Source organism: Streptomyces sp. NPDC001634 (genome assembly GCF_040298185.1).
GTDB lineage: Bacteria > Actinomycetota > Actinomycetes > Streptomycetales > Streptomycetaceae > Streptomyces.
The window spans coordinates 42,054-62,289 of record NZ_JBEOZU010000019.1 but is presented as its reverse complement, the minus strand read 5'-3'; the positions used below and the strand labels follow the sequence as shown (position 1 = coordinate 62,289).

Genomic DNA, 20,236 nt, shown 5'->3' with positions numbered 1-20,236 from the left:
GCCGGGGCACAGGCGGGGAACTCAGAACAGGCCCTACAGCCCCTCCTCCACGACAACCCCCGCCGGGAGCCCCCTCAGCTCCTCCTCCAGCTGCAGGATCAGCGGATGGTCGGCGGGGTGCACACGCAGGTAGATGGTTCGGGCCGTCTCCAGGTCCTCGATCGCCCGGTCCCGCTGGCCCTGTCCCTTGTGGATCAGTGCCCTGCGGTAGCAGGCCTCGGCCACATAGGGGTGCTGGGAGCCGTACTTGTCCGTATAGATGCGGTGGGCGTTCCTGACCTCCGTCATGGCCGCCTCGCCGTTGCCCTGGTCGTGCAGCAGATGCGCGTAGCGGACCAGGGCGCAGGCCCGGTCCGGATGGTCGCCGTTCATATGGGGCGCCGACAGGACGTGGTCGAAGATCTGCTTCGCCTCCGCCAGCAGGCGCTCGGCCTCGCGGTCGCCGGGTGAGGGGCGCTCCCGCGTACCTGAGCGACGGTCGCCCCTGCCGCGGTACTTCTCCGCCCGTCGGCGGAAGGTCTCCCCGAGGTGGACGGAGGAGGAGAGGACCACGGGATGGCCCGCCGCGTAGCCCGTGTCCCGCAGGATGTCCAGGGCGATCCTCAGATGGCTCTCGGCGGACTCCAGGTCGTGGGAGTCCAGCAGTGCGAGGCCGAGGGCCTGGTGTGCGAACGCCGAACGCTGGCCGCGGGCCGGGTCGCCGCCGCTCGGTGTGTCCTCCAGCAGTTGCAGGGCCTCACGGTGGCGGCGCACGGACTCCTCGAGCCGCCCCTGCCGCCAGCGCACCAGTCCGAGGTCGACCAGCGTCTCGGCCACCCTCACCGGGTCGGCGTCGGCCTTCCTGCGCAGCCGTCTCAGCGCCTGTTCCGCGGCGTCGGAGGCTCCCACGAAATCACCGAGTTCGCGCAGCACCCGGCCCAGTTGCTGCCGGCTCTGCAGCGTGGAGAGGTCGTCGTCGCCGAGCAGCCTGGTGCGGATCTCCAGCGCGCGCTCGGCGAAGTCGCGGGCCTCGGGCAGTTCGGCGGACTCCACCTTGAGCCGGCTGATGCACACCAGGGTGTCGGCGACGGGCACGCGGTCCTCCCCGTGCTCCAGCCGCTGCTGCAGGGCCTCCATCAGCAGCCGCTCCGCCTCGTCGCGGTCGCCCTGCACCCGGAAGTACTCGCCCACGCTCTGCAGCAGCGCGGCGGTGTTCTCGTCGGTGACCTCCAGTTCCCGGCAGTGGTCCAGGACCACGCGGGCGTGCGGCAGCAGTTCGACGCACTGCGGCCAGGTGTTCTCGCGCTCCGGGTCCTCCGGGAACCACCCGTTGACCAGCCGGGCGGCATCGGCCGCGTGGACCCTGCGCTCGTCCTCCGTCATCGCGTCGCGGATCACCGCCTGCACCCTGGTGTGCATGGCCAGCTGTCCCTCGCCCCTCAGCAGGGAGTAGCTCTTCGCGGTCTCCTTGATCCTTCGGTCCCGCGCCGGCCGGGTCACGCCCTCGGCGAGGGGCCTGGGCAGCAGATAGGGGTCCGCCTCGGCCTCGAAGAAGTAGCTGGGGATTCCGTGGGGTGCGAGGAACGAGCACAGCCGCAGCAGCAGGCCGGCGAGTTCGTCCTTCGCCTCCACCTGGTTGAAGGAGAGGATCCAGGCCTCCGCGCCCCTTGGACCGGCCTCGGGGCCGGCGGGCGGGGTGAGCTGGGAGGGCTGTTCCAGCAGTTCGAGATACGAGTCGATGTCGGGCGAGTGGCGCAGGGACGCGGCCGCGTGCTCCAGCGGGAGCGGGAGCCGGCCCAGACGTTCCACGATGCGGGTGAGGCCCCTCTCGTCGTCGATGCCGGTCGCGTCCCGCAGGAAGGCCACCGCCTCCTCGGTGGTGAACGCCTCCAGGGCGATGCGGTTCGGGGCTATCCGCTGCCAGACGGGGTTGACGGAGGTGATCAGCACCTGGCCGCCGTTCCTGGCGTCGGGGAGCAGTTCGCGGATGGCGGAGTCGTCCTCGGCGCCGTCGTAGATCAGCAGGGACTTGGTCCTGGGCAGTTCGTTGAGGAGGAGGCGGCGCAGCGCCTGTTCCGGCTCGGTCTCCTCCTGGGGCGTGGGCACCCCCGACTGGGCGTCCCGGACGCGCTGGAGTTCCCGCGCGAGGGCGATCAGGCTCGCGCGGGCCGTGGGGGCGTGGCCGGCCTGCACCATCCAGACGACATCGAACAGATCCTCGTACAGGCGTGCGTACTCCAGCGCGAGGGTGGTCTTGCCGATGCCGCTGAGCCCGTGGATCGCGCAGGTCCGGCCGTCGCCCGCGGCGTTCGCCTTGCCCAGCACCGAGCGCAGCAGGGCGAGTTCGGTGCGGCGGGCGGTGAAGTGGGAGACACCGCGGGGTTCGAGGTTGGTGACCAGGGGGCCGAGGCCCGGGTAGCGCGGTTCGGTCTCGCCGGCCACATGGGAGGCCGTGTACTCGGGCAGCGGTACGGCGCCGGCCTGGTGGAGCCGGGCGTCGACGGTGGCCGCCGCGTCGTCGGCGGTGCGCCCGGCCAGGTCCAGCACCTCGTGTCCCGCCCAGCGTGCGGGGACGGGGGTGCGGTGCGAGGTCACCAGGGCCAGCACGGATCTGCCGCGCCCCCGCGTGGATGGCGTGTCGCCCGGGTCGTCCAGCGCCCGGGAGACGATGACGAGTTCATGGTCCGGGGCGACGTCCGGAGGCGGCGGCACGGGCGGCCCGGCGGCCGGCCAGGCACGGGTGGAGGTGAGGTAGCCGATGCGGCGCAGCCGCCAGGCCAGCCAGTGGGCCCAGGGCTCGTCGCCGTGCGGGTGGCTGATCAGCACCTGGGGCGGTGGACCGCCGGCCCGGGCGCGCAGCGAGTTCGCGGAGTATGCCCCGAGGCCGGTGCCCACCGCGAGCAGACAGATCAGCAGGGCCTGGACGCCCCCGTCCGCGAACTTGACCCCGGCGCCCGCTCCCGCGGCGACCGCCGCACCCGCGAACACCAGCCCCTGGTCCAGGCGCCGCCGGACCCTGTTGTTACGGCGCATCGGTTCCCCCTGCCCGACACCACGTCCCTCGTACGGGCCATCAGATTTCTCGGATGGACCATCAATTATGTGGTGTTGAGCGACTTTTGACTCCCCTGCTGCACGCTGTGCGCCATGGGAAACGGCTCGGCCTCGGACGATGGCTGACGGCGCCGGAGACCGTTATGGTTGCTGCCCCGGCGCAGTGGCCACGCAGCGCTTCGGAAAGGTACTTCAGTGATCGACTCCGCCGCCCCCGAGGTCGGCCTCCAGCCGTTTCTGCACGACACGGTGATCTGCGTCGCCGCTCCCTCGTTCGCGCTGTCGTCCCCCGACGGACAGCTGCGGGGCACGGGGGTCGACGGTTTCTACGATCAGGACCGCAGGCTGCTGCACACCCTGCGGGTGCTCGTCGACGGCGCGGAGCCGGAGGCCGTCGACCACTGTTCGCCGGGAGCCCGGGAGGCCGTGTTCCGGGCGATGTGCCGGGACGCCGCCGATCCGACGTCCGCGCCCTGGCTGCTGGTCGCGCGGGAGCGTGCCGTACGGCATCCGGGCGACGAGGACCTCGGCGACACCGTCCGGCTGCACAACGTCGGCGCACACGACGTGCGCTGCACGTTCTCCGTGGTGGCCGCCACCGATCTCGCGGACGTCGCCACGGTCAAGGCGGGCGCCGTCGTCAGCGACCTTCCATGCACGCCCGTGGACGGCGCCGACCCCGGCGTGCGCTGGCTGTGCCCGCAGGACAAGAGCCGGGTCGTGCTCAGGGCGCTGCCCGGCCCGACGGCGGCCGACCCTCGGCCCGAGCCGGAGATCGTCCTGAACGACGAGGAGCACCCCAGCCGGGCGGAGCTGCGCTGGGAACTGCTGCTGGCGTCGGACGAGGAGTGGTCCGTACAGCTGCTCGTGCACGGCAAGACCACGACCGTCGCGGGCTACCCCGTTCCGCCCCGCCGGCCCGCTCCATGGGCCACCCCCGAGGTGTCCGGGCATCCGCGCCTCGCGGCGCTGCTGCGGCGGGGACTTGCCGACCTGGAGGCGCTGCGGCTGGCCGACCCGAGCGGTGCGACCGGGGAGCGCGAGGACCAGTTCGTGGCCGCCGGATGCCCCTGGTTCCTGGGGCTGTTCGGCCGGGACAGTCTCTGGGCGGCGCGGATGATGCTCCCGCTGGGCACGGGGCTCGCCCGCGGCACGCTCTGGGCGCTGGCGCGGCGGCAGGGCCGTAGCGACGACGCGTTCACCGAGGAGGCCCCCGGGCGGATCCTGCACGAGCTGCGGCCGGCCGAGACGCGGCACGGCCACGGCGGCATGGTGCTGCCGGCCCGCTACTACGGCTCCGTGGACGCGACTCCGCTGTTCGTCGTGCTGCTGCACGAGGCCTGGAGGTGGGGCCTGGACGAGCCGGAGCTGCGGCTGCTGCTGCCGCACGCCCGGCAGGCCATGGAGTGGGTCGCCGGCGCGATGGGCCCCGACGACCTGATCCGCTACGGCAAGGGCCGGGCGAACGGGCTGCTGCACCAGGGCTGGAAGGACTCCCCCGACGCGATCCGCGACGCCGCGGGCCGGCATGTGGAACCGCCCATCGCGCTGTGCGAGGTGCAGGGGTACGCGTACCAGGCCGCGACCGGCTACTGCGAACTGCTCACCGCCGTCGGGGCCGAGGAGGCGGAGGTCGCCCGGTGGCGGGAGCGCGCGGAGAGGCTGCGGGCCGCCTTCCACCGCTCCTTCTGGGTGGACGAGTCCGACGGACGGCGGTATCCGGCCATCGCCGTCGACGCCGACGGACACCCGGTCAGCGGCCCGGCGTCCAACATGGGTCATCTGCTGAACACGGGCATTCTGCGGGACGACAAGGACTGCCGCCTGATCGCCGAAGCCCTCGTCTCGGACGAACTGCGCACGCCCTGGGGGATCCGCACCCGGTCCGCGCGGCTGGCGGGATTCAACCCCTTCAGCTACCACGGCGGTTCGGTGTGGGCCCACGACTCGGCCATCGCGGTCCACGGACTGGCCTCGGCGGGCTTCCCCGACGAAGCCGCCGCCCTGCTCGACGGAATGCTCGACGCGGCGTCGCATTTCGGCTACCAGCTGCCCGAGCTGTACGCCGCCTATCCGTCGCCCCGCTTCGACCGTCCGGCGCCCTATCCCCCGTCCTGCCGGCCCCAGGCCTGGGCCGCCGCCTCCGCCGCCCTGCTGTGCTCCGCGATGCTCGGCCTCGAGGCCGACGCACCCCGGCGCCGTCTGACGGTACGGCCGATCGCACCCTCGCTCCTGGGTCTCGATTCCCCCTACTCTGTTCGGGGGTTGAGGCTCGGGGACCATGATATCGAGGTACGGGTGGACGTCCTCGGCGGCACGGACGTACTCGGCGTCGACGGCACCGACTGGCGCGTCACCGCCTTCGGCCCCCCTGCGTACTGACGCACAGCGGTCCCCGACGAGAGGGAGACACGTGGGTGGTGGCGGTTGGGCGGAAGCGCGGCGTTCCATCGCCCTCGTGCACTGGGCCTTTCCGCCCACGGTCGGCGGCGTCGAGTCGCATCTGGCCGACTACGCGGGGCTGCTGGCCCGCAGGGGACACACGGTCACGCTGCTCACCGGCGAGGCGAGGCCGCGGCCGGTCGACCGCGTCGAGATCCTCACGCATCCCCTGCTCAGACTGGCCGAGTACCAGCGCCGCGGTACGGGCCAGGAGGACAGCGCGAGGCGGTGGCTGACGTCCGCCGAGCAGGCGCAGGCGGCCGAGCTGCACCGGTGGCTGGCACAGGTGGTGGACTCCCGTGGTGTGCACCTCGTGCACGGGCACAACCTGCACCACTTCTCGCCGGTGCCCGCGCTCGCCCTGGGCCGCCTCCAGCAGCACACGGGCATACCGCTGCTGCACACGTACCACAGCGTGTGGCCGGAGGACCCGTGGACGGCCCAGTTCTGCCGTTCCTGGGACGGCCACTACGTGGTGTCCGACTACCTCGCGTTCGCCTGCCGCACCCATCTCGGCATCCGCGCCCGGCGCACCTATCTCGGGATCGCCACCGAGCGGTTCCGTGAGTTGCCGCCGGCGCCGGCTGACGGCGCATTCACCGTGCTTCTGCCCGCCCGGCTCATCCCCGACAAGGGGGCCGAGCCGGCCGTGCGGATGCTGGGCCGGCTCAGACAGTCCGGGCTGCCGGTCCGTCTGGTGCTGACCAGCCCGCAGGAGGTCGTGGACTGGCACCGGGAGCAGCAGGGGTTCCTGGAGCGGCTCAGCCGGCTGATCGACGGCCTGGGGCTGCGCCCCCATGTGGAGCTGGTGCCGACCCCCAAGGATCTGATGCCACGGCTGTACGCCCGCTCCCATGTGGTGGTGTACCCGTCGGACTATCCCGAACCGCTGGGGCTGGCGCCGCTGGAGGCGATGTCGGCGGGACGGCCCGTCGTGGTCACCGCGATCGGCGGGCTGCCGGAGGCGGTCGTCCACGGCCGGACCGGCTATGTGGTGACCCCGGGCAGCCTCGACCAACTCACCGACCGGGTACGGAAGTTGCTGCTCGACCCGGGGCTGTCGAGACGACTGGGCCAGGCGGGACGCAGGCACGTCGAGCGGCAGTTCAACCTGGAGACCTACGTGGACAAGATGTGCGCCACCTACGCGGCACTGCTCGACAACCAGGTCGAAGGGCTGCCGCGCAGCGGCTGAGACACGAGTCAGGGGCACCCCGGGCGGGGCGCCCCTGCTCATCACAGCGTCACTTCACGGTGACCATCACCTCCGACGAGTGGGTCTTCCCATGGCTCACCCGGTACTTCAGCGCGCCCTTGTTGGCGGGCTTGACCGTCACGGCGTAGACGCTTCCCTTCTTGACCGTGGTGGTCTTCGCGGGGACCCACTTCTTGCCGTTGAAGCGCTGCAGCACCAGCGTGGCGCCTATCTTGTTCCCCGGGGCGCGGCCCGCGAACGTCACCGCCTGACCGACCTTCACGTCGGTCTTGTCGGCCTTGATGGTGATGGAGGCCACCGCGGCGGGCTTGTGCTGCGTCGTCTTGGGCGCCAGGCCAGGCTTGGTGGACATCGGGCTGGTCGGCAACTTGGGCGACGGGGTCGGCTTCGGGGCTGCGAACGCCCCGGCCGTACCGGCCGTCAGCAAGGCGACCGAGATCGCGCCGGCGGCGAGCGCGCGAGTGGAGCGGGTGCGGAGTGAGGATTTCACGTTGTGTCTCCTGTACGACGACAGATCCCCCACGGACGGTCCCCCACTGCGCGCACCTCCGAGGCTTCCACGGAGCCGACCGGGCGGCGACCCGTCTGTCACCGGATTGCAGCAAGGGAAAGAGGGAGGCAAGGCGACTGTCCGTGATCGCAGCAGGTGAGCGGAGCCACCCGACCGCCGATTCTTACCTTTTAGCTCACTTCGTCCCGACTGTCCGCAGCACCGTCAACGCCAGGGTGCGCGCCACGGTCGCGATGTCGGCGACCGACACCTGTTCCCGGGCGCTGTGCGCGAGGCGCACATCCCCGGGCCCGTACTGCAGGGTCGGGATCCCCTCCGCCGCATAAAGCCGCAGATCGCTGCCGTACGGCGCCCCGCGCTCCCGGGGCCGGGCGCCGCCCGTCGCGTCGGCGTGGGCGGTGGCCACGGTGTCCCGCAGCGGGTGTCCCGCGGGCAGCCGGCCGCTCGCGAACTGGCCGCCCGGCCAGGTCACGACCGCCGGGTGCGCGCGCAGCCACGGGTCGGCCGCGCACGCCCGCGCCACGCACCGCTCCAGGTCCGCGCGCGCGGCGGCCGGGTCCTCGCCGAGCCTGACGCCCAGCCTGCCCTCGGCGACGAGCAGGTCGGGCACGCTGCTGGCCCAGTCGCCGCAGCGCACGGTGCCGACCGACAGCGCGTACGGGATGGGGTACTCCGCCATCAGCGGGTCCGGGTCGGCGTTGCGGCCGGCCTCCAGGGCGGCCAGGGCCTGGTGGATCGGTATGTACGCGTCAACGGCGCTCACACCCTCGTCGCGGGAGCTGGCGTGCGCGGCCTTGCCGGGTACGTCGATACGGAAGGTCAGCGCGCCCGCGTTGGCCGTCACCAGGGTGCCGCCCGTCGGCTCGGTGATCACACAGGCGTCGCCGGTGTGCCCGCGCCGCAGCGTGCCGAAGGCGCCGAGCCCGCCGTCCTCCTCGCCGACCACGAAGTGCACGCCGACGCGCCCGCGCAGCCGCGCCCCGCTCGCCCGGACCGCCTCCAGCGCGGCCAGATGCGCCACCAGGCCCGCCTTCATGTCGCAGGCACCCCGGCCGTACACGGTGTCCCCGACGGTCCTCGCCACGAACGGGTCGCCCACCCAGCTCGCGGGGTCGCCCGGCGGTACGACGTCCACATGGCCCTGGAGGATCAGGGCCGGTCCGTCGCCGCCGTCCGGGGTGGACGCGACCAGGCCCCAGGCCTCGTCCCGGGGCGCCTCCGCGCCGGGGAAACCGGGGTCCGCCCGCAGCTCGGGCAGGTTCATCGACCACAGGTCGACATCGAGCCCGAGCCGGTCGAGCCGCCCCGCCAGCTCGTGCTGGATCTCCGACTCGGCCGGGGTCCCGGTCACGCTCGGGATCGCGATCAGCTCGCTCAGGGTCCGGGCGACGGCCGCCTCGTCGACGGCGTCCAGCGCGGCTGCCTCCTCGGCGCTCAGCTCACCGGCGGCGCTGAACTCATCTGTGGTCATGGGCGGTTGCTCCTGTCACGAAACGGCACGGGCTCCGGCACGGCCCCGGCACCCGTCGGCGCGGCTGCCGCCACCCTAGGTCCTCACTCCGCGGCGATGCGGGTCGCTACCGTGCCATTCCGGCCGAACGGGCATACCCTCCGCCCGTGCCCACCATCGCGGAGATCCTGAAACGGCTGGTGATCGGCCGGGCCAAGCGCAGCGAGGAGCTGCACGAGACGCTGCTGCCCAAGCGGCTCGCCCTGCCGATCTTCGCCTCCGACCCGCTGTCCTCGGTGGCGTACGCGACGCAGGAGATCCTGCTCGTGCTCACCCTCGGCGGGCTGGCGTACCTGCACTTCACACCGTGGATCGCGGCCGCGGTCGTGGTGCTGCTGGCGGTGGTCGTGCTGTCGTACCGACAGGTCGTGCACGCCTACCCGACCGGCGGCGGCTCGTACGAGGTCGTGTCGACCAACCTCGGCCCGTCCGCCGGGCTCGTCGTCGCCGCGTCGCTGCTCGTCGACTATGTGATGACGGTGGCCGTGTCCGTCGCCTCCGGCGTCGACAACATCATCTCCGCGGCGCCCCAACTCGCCGCGCACCGCGTTCTGTTGGCACTGTCCTTCGTCGCCGTCCTGACCGCCATGAACCTGCGCGGCGTACGCGAGTCGGGGCGGGCCTTCGCCACGCCGACATACCTGTTCATCGGCGGCGTACTGATCATGGTGGTGACGGGACTGATCCGCTACGTCCTCGGGAACGCGCCGGTCGCCGAGACCGCGCACTACGGCATCACCCCCGAGCCGGGCGGCGCGAACCTCGCCGGAGCGGCCCTGGTGATGCTGGTGCTGCGGGCGTTCTCCTCCGGCTGTACGGCGCTGACCGGCGTGGAGGCGATCTCCAACGGCGTACCGGCGTTCCGCGCTCCGAAATCGAGGAACGCGGCGGCGACGATGGCCGCGATGGGCACCATGGCCATCGCCATGTTCACCGGAGTCACCCTGCTGGCGATGATCACCAAGGTGCGCATCGCCACCGACGCCTGCCGGCTGACGGGCCTGCCCGGCGACTGTCACGCGTACACCCAGCGCACGGTGATCGCGCAGACCGCGGCCGCGGTCTTCGGCGGCGAGCACAGCGCCGGCTTCTACTTCATCCAGGCGGCGACCGCGCTCGTGCTGATCCTCGCCGCGAACACGGCCTTCAACGGCTTCCCGCTGCTGTCCTCCATCCTCGCCCAGCACCGTTATCTGCCACGGCAGTTGCACAACCGCGGCGACCGGCTTGCCTTCTCCAACGGCATCCTGGCCCTCGCGATCGTCGCCGGGCTTCTGCTGTGGGGCTACAAGGCGAATGTCACCAGCCTCATCCACCTCTACATCCTGGGCGTGTTCACCGCGTTCACGCTCTCCCAGCTGGGCATGGTCCGGCACTGGAACGGGGAGCTGCGTACGGAGAGAGACGCGGTGGCACGGCGCCGGCACCACCGGGCGCGGCTCGTCAACGCGGTCGGCGCGGTGGTCACCGGGCTGGTCCTGGTGATCGTCCTGGCCACGAAGTTCATGGAGGGCGCCTGGCTGGCGGTCCTGGCGGCGGTGGTGCTCTGGCTGATGATGCGAGGCATCCGCCGGCACTACGACACCACGGCGGCGGAGCTGGCGGTCACCGACCCGAAGGGCGAACTCACACTGCCCTCCCGGGTGCTGGCGCTCGTCCTCGTGTCACGTGTGCACAAGCCGACCCTGCGGGCGCTGGCGTATGCGCGGGCCTTCAAACCGGACCGGCTGGAGGCGCTGACGGTCGCGGTCGACCGCGGGGAGGCGGCCGAGCTGGAGCGGCGCTGGGAGGAGTACGGGATCGACGTACCGCTGAAGATCCTCGACTCGCCCTACCGCGAGGTGACCCGGCCGGTCGTGGAGTATGTGCGCTCGATCCGCCGCGACAGCCCGCGCGACGTGGCCGCCGTCTTCATCCCGGAGTACGTCGTCGGCCACTGGTGGGAGAACCTTCTGCACAACCAGTCGGCGCTCTGGCTCAAGAGCCGGCTGCTGTTCATGCCGGGCGTGATGGTCATCAGCGTGCCGTGGCAGCTGACCTCGTCGGCCCGCGCCGCCGCCCGCCCGGCGGCGCGCGCTCCCGGGTCGGTGCGCCGCGGTGAGCCCCGGGGGCGGGTCGCCGGGCGCCACTGACGCTGCGCGGCCACGCCGCATCACCCCGGAGTGACGCCTTCCGGTCGTTGTCCGCGGGCCCGCCGTACACTCTCTGCCTACGCTGGGAGAGCGGTCTCCTCGATGGCCGGAACCGTTCGCAGAGCCGTACGCCAGGAGAGCACGCCGATGGCCGCTACGGAGCATGTCAGCGCGAGCCGGTTGCGGGCGTGGATGCTGCAGGGACTGTCCGACATGGGCAAGGGCGCCCCGCAGGGCCCGCAGGCGGAACCCGAACCCGCGCACCACGGTCAGCGCTGGTGGCGGGTGATGTGCCTGACCGGTGTCGACTACTTCTCCACCCTCGGCTACCAGCCCGGCATCGCCGCCCTCGCCGCCGGCCTGCTCTCCCCGATCGCCACCGTCGTACTCGTGATCGTCACCCTGGGCGGCGCGCTTCCCGTCTACCGGCGGGTTGCCGAGGAGAGCCCGCACGGCCAGGGCTCCATCGCCATGCTGGAGCGGCTGCTGTCCTTCTGGCAGGGCAAACTGTTCGTCCTGACCCTGCTGGGCTTCGCCGCCACCGACTTCCTGATCACCATCACCCTCTCGGCCGCCGACGCCTCCACCCACCTGGTGGAGAACCCCCACCTCACCAGCACCCTGCACGGCCGGCAGATGCTGATCACTCTGATCCTGGTCGCCCTGCTGGGCGCGGTGTTCCTGAAGGGCTTCCTGGAGGCCATCGGCGTCGCGGTCGCCCTGGTCGGTATCTATCTGGCGTTGAACGCCGTGGTCGTCGTGGTGGGCCTGTGGCATGTGGTCACCGCCGGGCATGTGGTCACCGACTGGACCAGTGCCCTGACCGCCGAGCACGGGAACGTCTTCGTCATGGTCGGCCTGGCGCTGCTCGTCTTCCCCAAGCTGGCCCTCGGCCTGTCCGGCTTCGAGACCGGCGTCGCCGTCATGCCCCATGTGGAGGGCGACCCCGGCGACACCGAGGAGAAGCCCACGGGCCGGATCCGGGACACGAAGAAGCTGCTGACCACCGCCGCCGTCATCATGAGCGTCTTTCTGATCGCCACCAGCTTCATCACCACGCTGCTGATCCCGGAGAAGGAGTTCAAGCCGGGCGGGCCGGCCAACGGCCGCGCACTCGCCTACCTCGCCCACGAGTACCTGGGCAACACCTTCGGCACCGTCTACGACGCCTCGACGATCGCGATCCTGTGGTTCGCGGGCGCCTCCGCCATGGCCGGGCTGCTCAACCTGATGCCCCGCTATCTGCCGCGCTACGGCATGGCCCCGCAATGGGCCCGCGCCGTGCGGCCCATGGTCATCGTCTTCACCCTGGTCGGCTTCCTGGTCACCTGGATCTTCGACGCCAACGTCGACGCCCAGGGCGGCGCCTACGCCACCGGTGTACTGGTGCTGATCAGCTCCGCGGCGATCGCGGTGACCATCGCCGCCCGCAAGGCCCGCCAGCGGGGCTGGACGATCGCCTTCGCCGTGATCGCCACCGTGTTCCTCTACACGACGGTCGCGAACGTCATCGAGCGCCCGGACGGTGTGAAGATCGGCGCCTGCTTCATCGCCGGGATCATCCTCCTCTCCCTCATGTCCCGGCTCGCCCGCGCCTTCGAACTGCGCGTGACCAGCGTGACCCTGGACGACATGGCGGAACGCTTCGTCCGGGACATCGCCAGCCGTCGCATCCGCTTCATCGCCAACGAGCCCGAGGAACGGGACATCGTGGAGTACCGGGACAAGATCGAGCAGATCCGCAACGACAACGACCTCCCGCCGCAGGAGGACTTCGTCTTCGTGGAGGTGACCGTCGGCGACCCGTCGGAGTTCGAGGCGAGCATGAACGTACGCGGCGAGGTGCTGCACGGCCGCTACCGGGTGCTCACCCTGGAGTCGTCCTCCATCCCCAATGCGCTCGCGGCCCTCCTGCTGCATGTCCGGGAGACCACCGGCTGCATCCCGCACATCTACTTCGAATGGACCGAGGGCAACCCGTTCGCCAACTTCCTGCGCTTCTTCCTCTTCGGCCAGGGCGAGGTGGCACCGGTGACCCGCGAGGTGCTGCGGGAGGCGGAGCCGGACCGGAAGCGACGGCCGCGGGTGCATGTGGGCTGAGCAAACTCACGCGGCCACGGTCGCGGCCCTGAACAACCGCTTCGTCATGCCGATGCGCTCGTACGCGGCCACGGCCGCCGTGTTGTCGGCGTCCACCATGAGCGCGGCCCGGCCGTGTTCCCGTACGAGCGCGTCCACGACGAACCCGGAGACAGCGGCGCCGAGCCCTCTCCCCCGGGCCTCGGGGGCGGTGACCACCCCGGCGAGGAAACCGCACCCTGCGGCGGACCAGGCGTCGCCAGCAACGGCGAGCGGCCCCCGCTCGCCGGGCGCCCCGGCCCAGCGGCGCACTCCCGGGCGACCGGGCTGGGCGTACGACTGCGGAAACCAGCGGTCGAACAGCGGCGCCGCCTCCCGCTCCTGCGCGGCATCCAGCCATTGCACACCAAAGGTGCCGGGAGCGTGGCCGCGGAAGGTCGCGGTCTCCATCCAGTGGAAGGGGGCGGTGGGGGTGAGCCCGGGCATCCGCCGGGCAAGCGTTTCGATGAGGGCGGCGTCACCGAAGGGGCGATAGCCGGGTCCCAGTTCGGCGAGCAGATCCCGTACAAGTCGTACGGCGTCGTCGGCGTCCCCGCCGACGGCGATCCGGTCCCGCCCGGAGAGCCCCGGTGCGGCGACGGCGAGGGCGGAACCGTGGCGCCGTACGTGCGCGGGCCTGCCCTGCGCGGCCCATACGACATGGGAGTCCGGCCCAGATGCGCCGGGCCCGCGCTTACTCGTCCTCACCCACGGTTCCCCCGCCGACCGTGAACCCGATGACGGCCCCGCCCCCCTCACGCTGATAAGCGAACGGCGCACCCCCGTGCAACATGGCCACCTCGCGCACGATCGACAGACCCAGCCCCGAGCCGGGCAGGCTCCTGGCGTCCGCGGCCCGGTAGAACCGGTCGAAAATGCGCATGAGGTCGCTCTCGTCGATGCCCGGCCCGCGGTCGAGTACCTCGACCCGCACGCTGCCCAGCGGCGGCCCGGTGTCCGGCTCGTCGGAGGCCTCCAGCTGGGGCGGGTGCACCGGACCCGTGACGGCGATCTCGATCGGCCCCTTGCCCTCGCGGTCGAACTTCGCCGCGTTCTCCAGCAGGTTGGACACCGCCCGCTGCAGCGCCGACATACGCCCGTCGACCGTCGTGTCGCCGGTGGCGCGGACGACGATCTCGCGGCCCGTGCGACGGCGGGCGATCGTCGCCGCGTCCTCGGCGATGTCGGTGAGCGTCAGCCGCTGCAACGCTTCCGTGTCCGACTGGCCGGCCGCCAGATCGACCAGCTCGTTGACCAGGTCGGTCAGCTCGCGGGACTCCTGGGCGAGGTCGGCGACCAGTTCGTCGCGCGCCCCCGGCGGCAGTTCGTCGATCCGGCGCAGCAGCGAGATGTTGGTCCGCAGGGACGTCAGCGGCGTACGGAGTTCATGGCCCGCGTCCTGCACCAGACGCCGCTGGTCCTCCTCCGACTGAGCCAGACGCTCCAGCATGCGGTCGAAGGAGCGGCCGAGTCGGGCCACCTCGTCGTTCCCGGTGACCGGCACCTGGATCCCGAGCCGCCGGGTACGTGCCACATCCTCGGCCGCACCGGCCAGCCGCACCAGCCGCCGGGTGATCCGCCGCGCCAGCCACCAGCCGAACAGCCCCGCCGCGATCACGACCGCGCCGACCAGCAGGAACGTCCGCTGCTGGAGGCTGCGCAGCAGGTCCTCGGTGCTGCTGAGCTCCTGCGCGACCTGCACCGCTCCCTGGCCCCGGCCGAGCGAGACGGTCGCGACCCGGTAGACGTCGCCGTCGACGTTGACGCTCTTGTGCTCCACAAGCCTGGCCGGCGTGGCCTTGTCGGCGATCCCGCGGTCGTCGGCGCCGACCGGGAGCGCCGGATTGGAGTGGTCGACGACCCCACCGCCGGGGCCGAGCACCTGCACGACCGTGCGGGCGGGCCGGATGATGTCGTCGCGCGGGGTGTCGTGGTCCTTGGAGGAGATGGCGAAGTCGTCCGGCATCAGCTGCCTCTGGCTGACCTGGTCCCGCAGGTCGGCCACGACCTGGGCGAACACGGTCTGCTGGTCCACACGCACCAGACGGGCGGCGGCGTCGTAACTCAGAAACCCGACGAGGACGGTGACGCCGGCGGCCACGGCCGCGAACGACACGGTGAAGGTGGTCCGCAGCGACGACACCTGCCGCAGCCGGGCCCGCAGCCGCACCCGGCGGCGCAGCCCGATCGGCAGTCGCCGCCACAGGCGCATCCAGTACCCGACGTCGGCCTCGTCCACGGGACGCTGTGCTGGAGGAGGCACTAGTCCTCCCTCAGTACGTACCCCACGCCCCGCACCGTGTGGATGAGAGCCGGTGCGCCCGGCTCGTCGAGCTTGCGCCGCAGGTAACCCACGTAGACGGCGAGGTTCTTGGAGCCGGGGCCGAAGTCGTAGCCCCAGATGCGGTCGTAGATGGTGGCGTGGTCCAGGACGATGCCGGCGTTGCGGGCGAGCAGTTCCAGCAGGTCGAACTCGGTCCGGGTGAGCTCCAGCTCCCGCTCGCCGCGCCAGGCGCGGCGTGCCTGCACATCCATGCGCAGTCCGGCGACGGACACCTGGCCCGTGGGGATCTTCTCCTCCTCCTTGGGCTCCTCGTAGGCGACGCCGTTGGTGCGGCGCAGCAGCGCCCGGAGCCGGGCGAACACTTCCTCGACGTCGAACGGCTTCAGCACATAGTCGTCGGCGCCGGCGTCCAGGCCGGCGATCCGGTCGGCGGTCTCCACCAGTGCGGTGAGCATGAGGATCGGGGTGCGGTCGCCCTCGGCGCGCAGCACGCGGCAGACCTGGAGGCCGTCGATGCCGGGCATCATCACATCGAGGACGAGCACATCGGGCTGGGTGCGATGGGCCTGGGCGAGGGCCTCCACCCCGTCGGCCACGGCGGTCACCTCGTAACCCTCCAGCGTCAGTGCGCGTTCCAGGGCATGACGGATGGCGCGGTCGTCCTCGGCAAGCAGCACTGTCTGGGTCACCCCACCAGTCTGCCAAGGCCACAGCGGTGCACCACCGGATGGGCCGAGCCACAGGGGGCTTCTTACTCCCCTCTCACCGCTGTGCGCGTGGCGACTTACCTGGTAGGGCCGCTGTGTCGGCTACGTCACATCGCCGCGCTCCCCCTCCGGGAGGCGCCGCGGACAGCCGTGAGGGCGGGGCCGGAACGGAGCGTTCCGGAGAACCGGCCGACGGGCACCCGGAAGCCGGGCGAGGTGCCGCCGCGACGGCGGGACCCGGGACCCCGGCCCGGTACCGGCCAGTCCCGGGACCCCGGCCCGGTACCGGCCGGTCCCAGGACCCCGGCCCGGTACCGGCCGACGCGGAAGGGGAGGGCTGGGCCGGTACGGCACGACGGCGGCGCGCACCCCGCCACGACCGCTCAGCCCCGCAACGCGGCCAGCTGCTCCTCGAAGGGGATCACCCGGAACCCGTGCGAAGGCGTCGCCGCGACGGCGGCGTCCGGCGCGGCGGGCTGCGGCACGGAAGCAGCCTGCTCCGGAACCGAACCGGCCGGCTCGGCCGAGGCACCGGCGGGCTCCCGTACGGACCCGAGGCCCATCAGCCGTACCAGTTCCCCTGCGGCCCGTTCGATCCGCTCGGGCAGCCCCTCCGCGCCCCAGTCCTCGGAGGCCGCGTACACACCGGTCGGGACGACCACGGCCCGCAGATAGGAGAAGAGAGGGCGAAGGGCGTGGTCCAGGACCAGCGAGTGCCGGGCCGAGCCGCCGGTCGCCGCGATCAGGACCGGCGTGTCCACCAGCGCATCCTTGTCGAGCACGTCGAAGAACGACTTGAACAGACCGCTGTACGACGCCGAGAACACCGGCGTGACGACGATCAGCCCGTCGGCCTCCGTCACCGCCTCCAGCGCCTCGGCGAGCGCGCGCCCCGGGAAGCCGTTGGTGAAGTTGTGCGCGATCTCCACAGCGAGGTCGCGCAACTCCACGACCCGGATGTCCACCGGTGCCCGCCGGTCCACGGCGGCGGCCAGCCGGTCGGCGAGCAGCCGCGTGGAGGACGGGACGCTCAGCCCCGCCGAGACGACGACGAGCTTCATGCGGCGGTCACTCCTTCCGAAGAGTCCTCGTCAGAGGCCTGCGACGAGGCGGCGAGCAGGGACTGGTGGGTCGGGGCGTCCGGCACGTCCGCCGGACGGCCCTTCGCGAACTCCTTGCGCAGCACCGGCACCACCTCCTCGCCGAGCATGTCGAGCTGCTCGAGAACGGTCTTGAGCGGCAGCCCCGCGTGGTCCATCAGGAACAGCTGGCGCTGGTAGTCACCGGCATACTCCCGGAAGGAGAGCGTCTTCTCGATCACCTGCTGCGGCGAGCCGACCGTCAGCGGGGTCTGGTCCGTGAAGTCCTCCAGGGACGGCCCGTGCCCGTAGACCGGCGCGTTGTCGAAGTACGGCCGGAACTCGCGCACCGCGTCCTGGGAGTTCCTCCGCATGAACACCTGGCCGCCCAGGCCCACGATCGCCTGCTCGGGCGTGCCGTGCCCGTAGTGGGCGTAGCGCTCCCGGTACAGCTCGACCATGCGCTTGGTGTGGTCGGCGGGCCAGAAGATGTTGTTGTGGAAGAAGCCGTCGCCGTAGTACGCGGCCTGCTCGGCGATCTCCGGCGAGCGGATGGAGCCGTGCCAGACGAACGGCGGCACGCCGTCCAGCGGGCGCGGCGTGGAGGTGAAGCCCTGCAGCGGGGTGCGGAATCGGCCCTCCCAGTTCACCACGTCCTCGCGCCACAGCCGGTGGAGCAGCGCGTAGTTCTCGACGGCGAGGTTGATGCCCTGCCGGATGTCCTGCCCGAACCACGGATACACCGGCCCGGTGTTGCCGCGCCCCATCATCAGGTCCACCCGGCCGTCCGCGAGGTGCTGGAGCATCGCGAAGTCCTCGGCGATCTTCACCGGGTCATTGGTGGTGATGAGGGTGGTGGAGGTGGACAGGACCAGCTTCTCCGTCTTCGCCGCTATGTAGCCGAGCATCGTGGTCGGCGACGACGGCACGAACGGCGGGTTGTGGTGCTCGCCGGTCGCGAAGACGTCCAGGCCGACCTCCTCGGCCTTCAGCGCGATGGCGACCATGGCCTTGATCCGCTCGCGCTCGGTCGGAGTCCGCCCCGTGGTCGGGTCCGGTGTCACATCACCGACGCTGAAGATCCCGAACTGCATGGTCACTCACACCCTCCAGGTAGTTTACGATTCAACCATACCTGGAAACGGTGCCGCGTCCCCCGCTATTCCACCCCTCCCCCGCGCCCCTGCCCGCAGGTCCGCTCCCTGCCCCTCGTACCGCCCACTGATGTCAGTGCCCGCTCGTACCATCCGGACATGGCCGCCCCACGCCGTGACACACGAGGCATCGTCGACGCCGCGGAGCTCTTCTCGCGCGTCACCTTCCGCCGCCATGAACCGGCCGAGCCCCTGCGCCCGTATCTGGAGCACTACTGGCTGATCGACTGGGACCTCCCGGAGCCGTACGCATCCCATGTCGTCCCGCACCCGTCGGTGAACGTCGTCTTCCAGCAGTACGGCGACCAGGCACCCTGGGGCGAGGTCGCGGGCATCGGCCTGGAGCTGTTCACCCAGAAGCTGGAGGGCAGGGGCCGGGTGTGCGGGATCCAGTTCCGCCCGGGCGGCTTCCACCCCTTCGCCCCCGGCCACCCGGTGACCCACTGGACGGGCCACCGCATCCCACTGCCCGAGGCGTTCCCGGACACGGACCCCGCGACGGTCCTCACCCCCGACGACGAGCACGACCGCGTGGCCGCCCTGGACGCCTTCCTGCTGGCCCTCGCCCCCCGCCCGGACCCGCAGACAGACCTCGCCATGGCCCTCGTCGACCGCATCCGCACGGACCGCACCATCAGCCGCGTCACCGACTTCGCACGGGCGGAGGGCATGTCCGTACGCGTCATGCAACGCCTGTTCGCCACCCACGTGGGCGTCGGCCCCAAGTGGGTCATCCTGCGCTACCGCATCCACGAGGCCCTGGAACGCGCGGAGACCGAGCGGGACGTGGACTGGGCGGGCCTGGCCGCGGACCTCGGCTACGCGGACCAGGCCCACCTGGTCAGGGACTTCACGGCGACGGTGGGTGTGCCTCCCATGGCCTACGTTCACCATCGCGCCCCCCGAGGGACGCGGGGCTGAGACATCGTGCGGCTCCGCGGGCGCGATCAACCACAACGGACCCGCACCGGGAAACGAGCGCCGGCCACCCCCGAACCCCACCCTCCTGACATGGCTCAGAAGTTGTACCGGTCCCCGGTGTCCAGGGCCAGCACCTGCTGGCGGTCGTTGCCCGGGTTGCGGTCCACCGCGCCGCCGCCCCACAGGGACTCGATCTCCAGTCGCACCTCGTCGGTCGACGTGTTCGCGAGGCGCACCCTCACATGGATCTCCTTGCCCGCACCACCCGCGGCGATCGACCCCGTGCGGCACAGCACCGTGCTCGCGTCGTACCGCGCACAGCCCTCCGACAACGGCTGCTGTTGCTGGTTCGCCAGCGGCTTGGACCAGTGCAGCCGCACGGTGGCGTCCTCGATGTCGGACGGCCCGTGGTTCGACGGGGTGAGCCGTACGTTGACCTCGCCGCGGCCCATGGCCACGAACCCGTGATAGGCGAGGTCCGCCTCGGAACCCGCGGCAACGGCGGGCACCGCCGCACCCGCCACCACCACCGCACCCAGCACGCCGGAAATCCACCTGTTCATTCCCATTCCTCCACATTCTCCATATCAGCCCGGACATCACCGGATGTATCCCACGTGTACGGCGCGACAGGCGCCGCCGGGTAGGTGACCTGCGGGCGACGTGATGTGACGAGATGTGACGAGATGTGATGAGGCGGGCTGCGTCCCGCGCCCCGGAACCGCCATGCCAAGGTGACCGCATGCTGATCCTCCGCTCCGCCGCCCTCTTCGTCGTCGCCGCGCTCTTCGAGATCGGCGGCGCATGGCTCGTGTGGCAAGGCGTGCGCGAACAGCGCGGCTGGCTGTGGATGGGCGCGGGCGTCATGGCCCTCGGCGTCTACGGCTTCGTCGCCACCCTCCAGCCGGACTCCCACTTCGGCCGCGTCCTCGCGGCATACGGCGGTGTCTTCGTGGCCGGTTCACTGGCCTGGGGCATGGTGGCCGACGGCTACCGCCCGGACCGCTGGGACATGACCGGCGCGCTGATCTGCCTCGCCGGGATGGCCGTGATCATGTGGGCGCCGCGGGGCCACTGACCACCCTTCGGGGCACACCACCGGTCCCGAGTCCCGGCCACCTATCCTGGG

Annotated in this window: 15 protein-coding genes; 6 read left to right on the top strand and 9 right to left on the bottom strand. The window is 71.6% G+C overall.

Features of this window, described 5'->3' with window-relative positions; translation table 11 throughout:
* Window positions 1-33: 33 nt before the first annotated feature.
* Window positions 34-3,012: an FxSxx-COOH system tetratricopeptide repeat protein gene (gene fxsT, locus ABT186_RS14960; RefSeq protein WP_351925308.1), complete on the bottom strand. Its 2,979-nt coding sequence runs from the start codon at window positions 3,010-3,012 to the stop codon at window positions 34-36.
* A 216-nt stretch (window positions 3,013-3,228) separates the two neighbouring features.
* Between fxsT and ABT186_RS14955 the strand changes: the two genes are divergently transcribed.
* A complete protein-coding gene (locus tag ABT186_RS14955; protein WP_351925306.1) occupies window positions 3,229-5,415 on the top strand; it encodes a glycogen debranching N-terminal domain-containing protein in 2,187 nt (728 codons plus the stop codon).
* A gap of 76 nt (window positions 5,416-5,491) precedes the next feature.
* Entirely contained in the window at window positions 5,492-6,670 is a 1,179-nt protein-coding gene (locus tag ABT186_RS14950; RefSeq protein WP_351925304.1) for a glycosyltransferase family 4 protein, read from the top strand.
* Window positions 6,671-6,719: 49 nt separating this feature from the next.
* On the opposite strand, the gene ABT186_RS14945 is transcribed toward ABT186_RS14950, so the two are convergent.
* Window positions 6,720-7,181, bottom strand: coding sequence for a hypothetical protein (locus tag ABT186_RS14945; RefSeq protein WP_351228747.1), 462 nt, complete (start codon window positions 7,179-7,181; stop codon window positions 6,720-6,722).
* A gap of 196 nt (window positions 7,182-7,377) precedes the next feature.
* Window positions 7,378-8,673, bottom strand: a complete 1,296-nt coding sequence (locus ABT186_RS14940; RefSeq protein ID WP_351925302.1) for an ArgE/DapE family deacylase — start codon at window positions 8,671-8,673, stop codon at window positions 7,378-7,380.
* 146 nt (window positions 8,674-8,819) lie between these two features.
* On the opposite strand from ABT186_RS14940, the gene ABT186_RS14935 reads away from it, so the two are divergent.
* Together ABT186_RS14935 and ABT186_RS14930 are read left to right on the top strand one after the other, a co-directional pair.
* A complete protein-coding gene (locus tag ABT186_RS14935; RefSeq protein ID WP_351228743.1) occupies window positions 8,820-10,844 on the top strand; it encodes an APC family permease in 2,025 nt (674 codons plus the stop codon).
* A gap of 147 nt (window positions 10,845-10,991) precedes the next feature.
* Window positions 10,992-12,944, top strand: a complete 1,953-nt coding sequence (locus ABT186_RS14930; protein WP_351925300.1) for an APC family permease — start codon at window positions 10,992-10,994, stop codon at window positions 12,942-12,944.
* Between the two features lie 6 nt (window positions 12,945-12,950).
* Here the strand turns inward: ABT186_RS14930 and ABT186_RS14925 are convergent, their stop codons facing one another.
* From ABT186_RS14925 to ABT186_RS14905, 5 genes are all read right to left on the bottom strand, one after another.
* Window positions 12,951-13,670, bottom strand: coding sequence for a GNAT family N-acetyltransferase (locus ABT186_RS14925; RefSeq protein WP_351925299.1), 720 nt, complete (start codon window positions 13,668-13,670; stop codon window positions 12,951-12,953).
* The gene (locus tag ABT186_RS14920; RefSeq protein WP_351925377.1) at window positions 13,657-15,174 is read right to left on the bottom strand and encodes a HAMP domain-containing sensor histidine kinase; all 1,518 of its coding nucleotides are present in this window, start codon (window positions 15,172-15,174) and stop codon (window positions 13,657-13,659) included. Before ABT186_RS14920 ends, ABT186_RS14925 begins: the two co-directional genes overlap by 14 nt.
* A gap of 50 nt (window positions 15,175-15,224) precedes the next feature.
* Window positions 15,225-15,935 carry a response regulator transcription factor gene (locus tag ABT186_RS14915; RefSeq protein WP_351228738.1) on the bottom strand — a complete coding sequence of 237 codons (711 nt, stop codon included), beginning with the start codon at window positions 15,933-15,935 and terminating at the stop codon, window positions 15,225-15,227.
* Window positions 15,936-16,336: 401 nt separating this feature from the next.
* Window positions 16,337-17,014 (bottom strand): FMN reductase, encoded by a 678-nt coding sequence (locus tag ABT186_RS14910; RefSeq protein ID WP_351228736.1) that lies wholly within the window; start codon window positions 17,012-17,014, stop codon window positions 16,337-16,339.
* Window positions 17,011-18,126 (bottom strand): LLM class flavin-dependent oxidoreductase, encoded by a 1,116-nt coding sequence (locus tag ABT186_RS14905; RefSeq protein ID WP_351925297.1) that lies wholly within the window; start codon window positions 18,124-18,126, stop codon window positions 17,011-17,013. The genes ABT186_RS14910 and ABT186_RS14905 overlap by 4 nt, the downstream gene beginning before the upstream one ends.
* A 159-nt stretch (window positions 18,127-18,285) precedes the next feature.
* On the opposite strand from ABT186_RS14905, the gene ABT186_RS14900 reads away from it, so the two are divergent.
* A complete protein-coding gene (locus ABT186_RS14900) occupies window positions 18,286-19,107 on the top strand; it encodes a DUF6597 domain-containing transcriptional factor (RefSeq protein WP_351228732.1) in 822 nt (273 codons plus the stop codon).
* 95 nt (window positions 19,108-19,202) lie between these two features.
* Here ABT186_RS14900 and ABT186_RS14895 read toward each other — a convergent pair whose 3' ends face one another.
* Entirely contained in the window at window positions 19,203-19,670 is a 468-nt protein-coding gene (locus tag ABT186_RS14895; protein ID WP_351228730.1) for a hypothetical protein, read from the bottom strand.
* Window positions 19,671-19,849: 179 nt separating this feature from the next.
* On the opposite strand from ABT186_RS14895, the gene ABT186_RS14890 reads away from it, so the two are divergent.
* Window positions 19,850-20,185 (top strand): YnfA family protein, encoded by a 336-nt coding sequence (locus ABT186_RS14890; RefSeq protein WP_351228728.1) that lies wholly within the window; start codon window positions 19,850-19,852, stop codon window positions 20,183-20,185.
* Window positions 20,186-20,236: the final 51 nt, after the last annotated feature.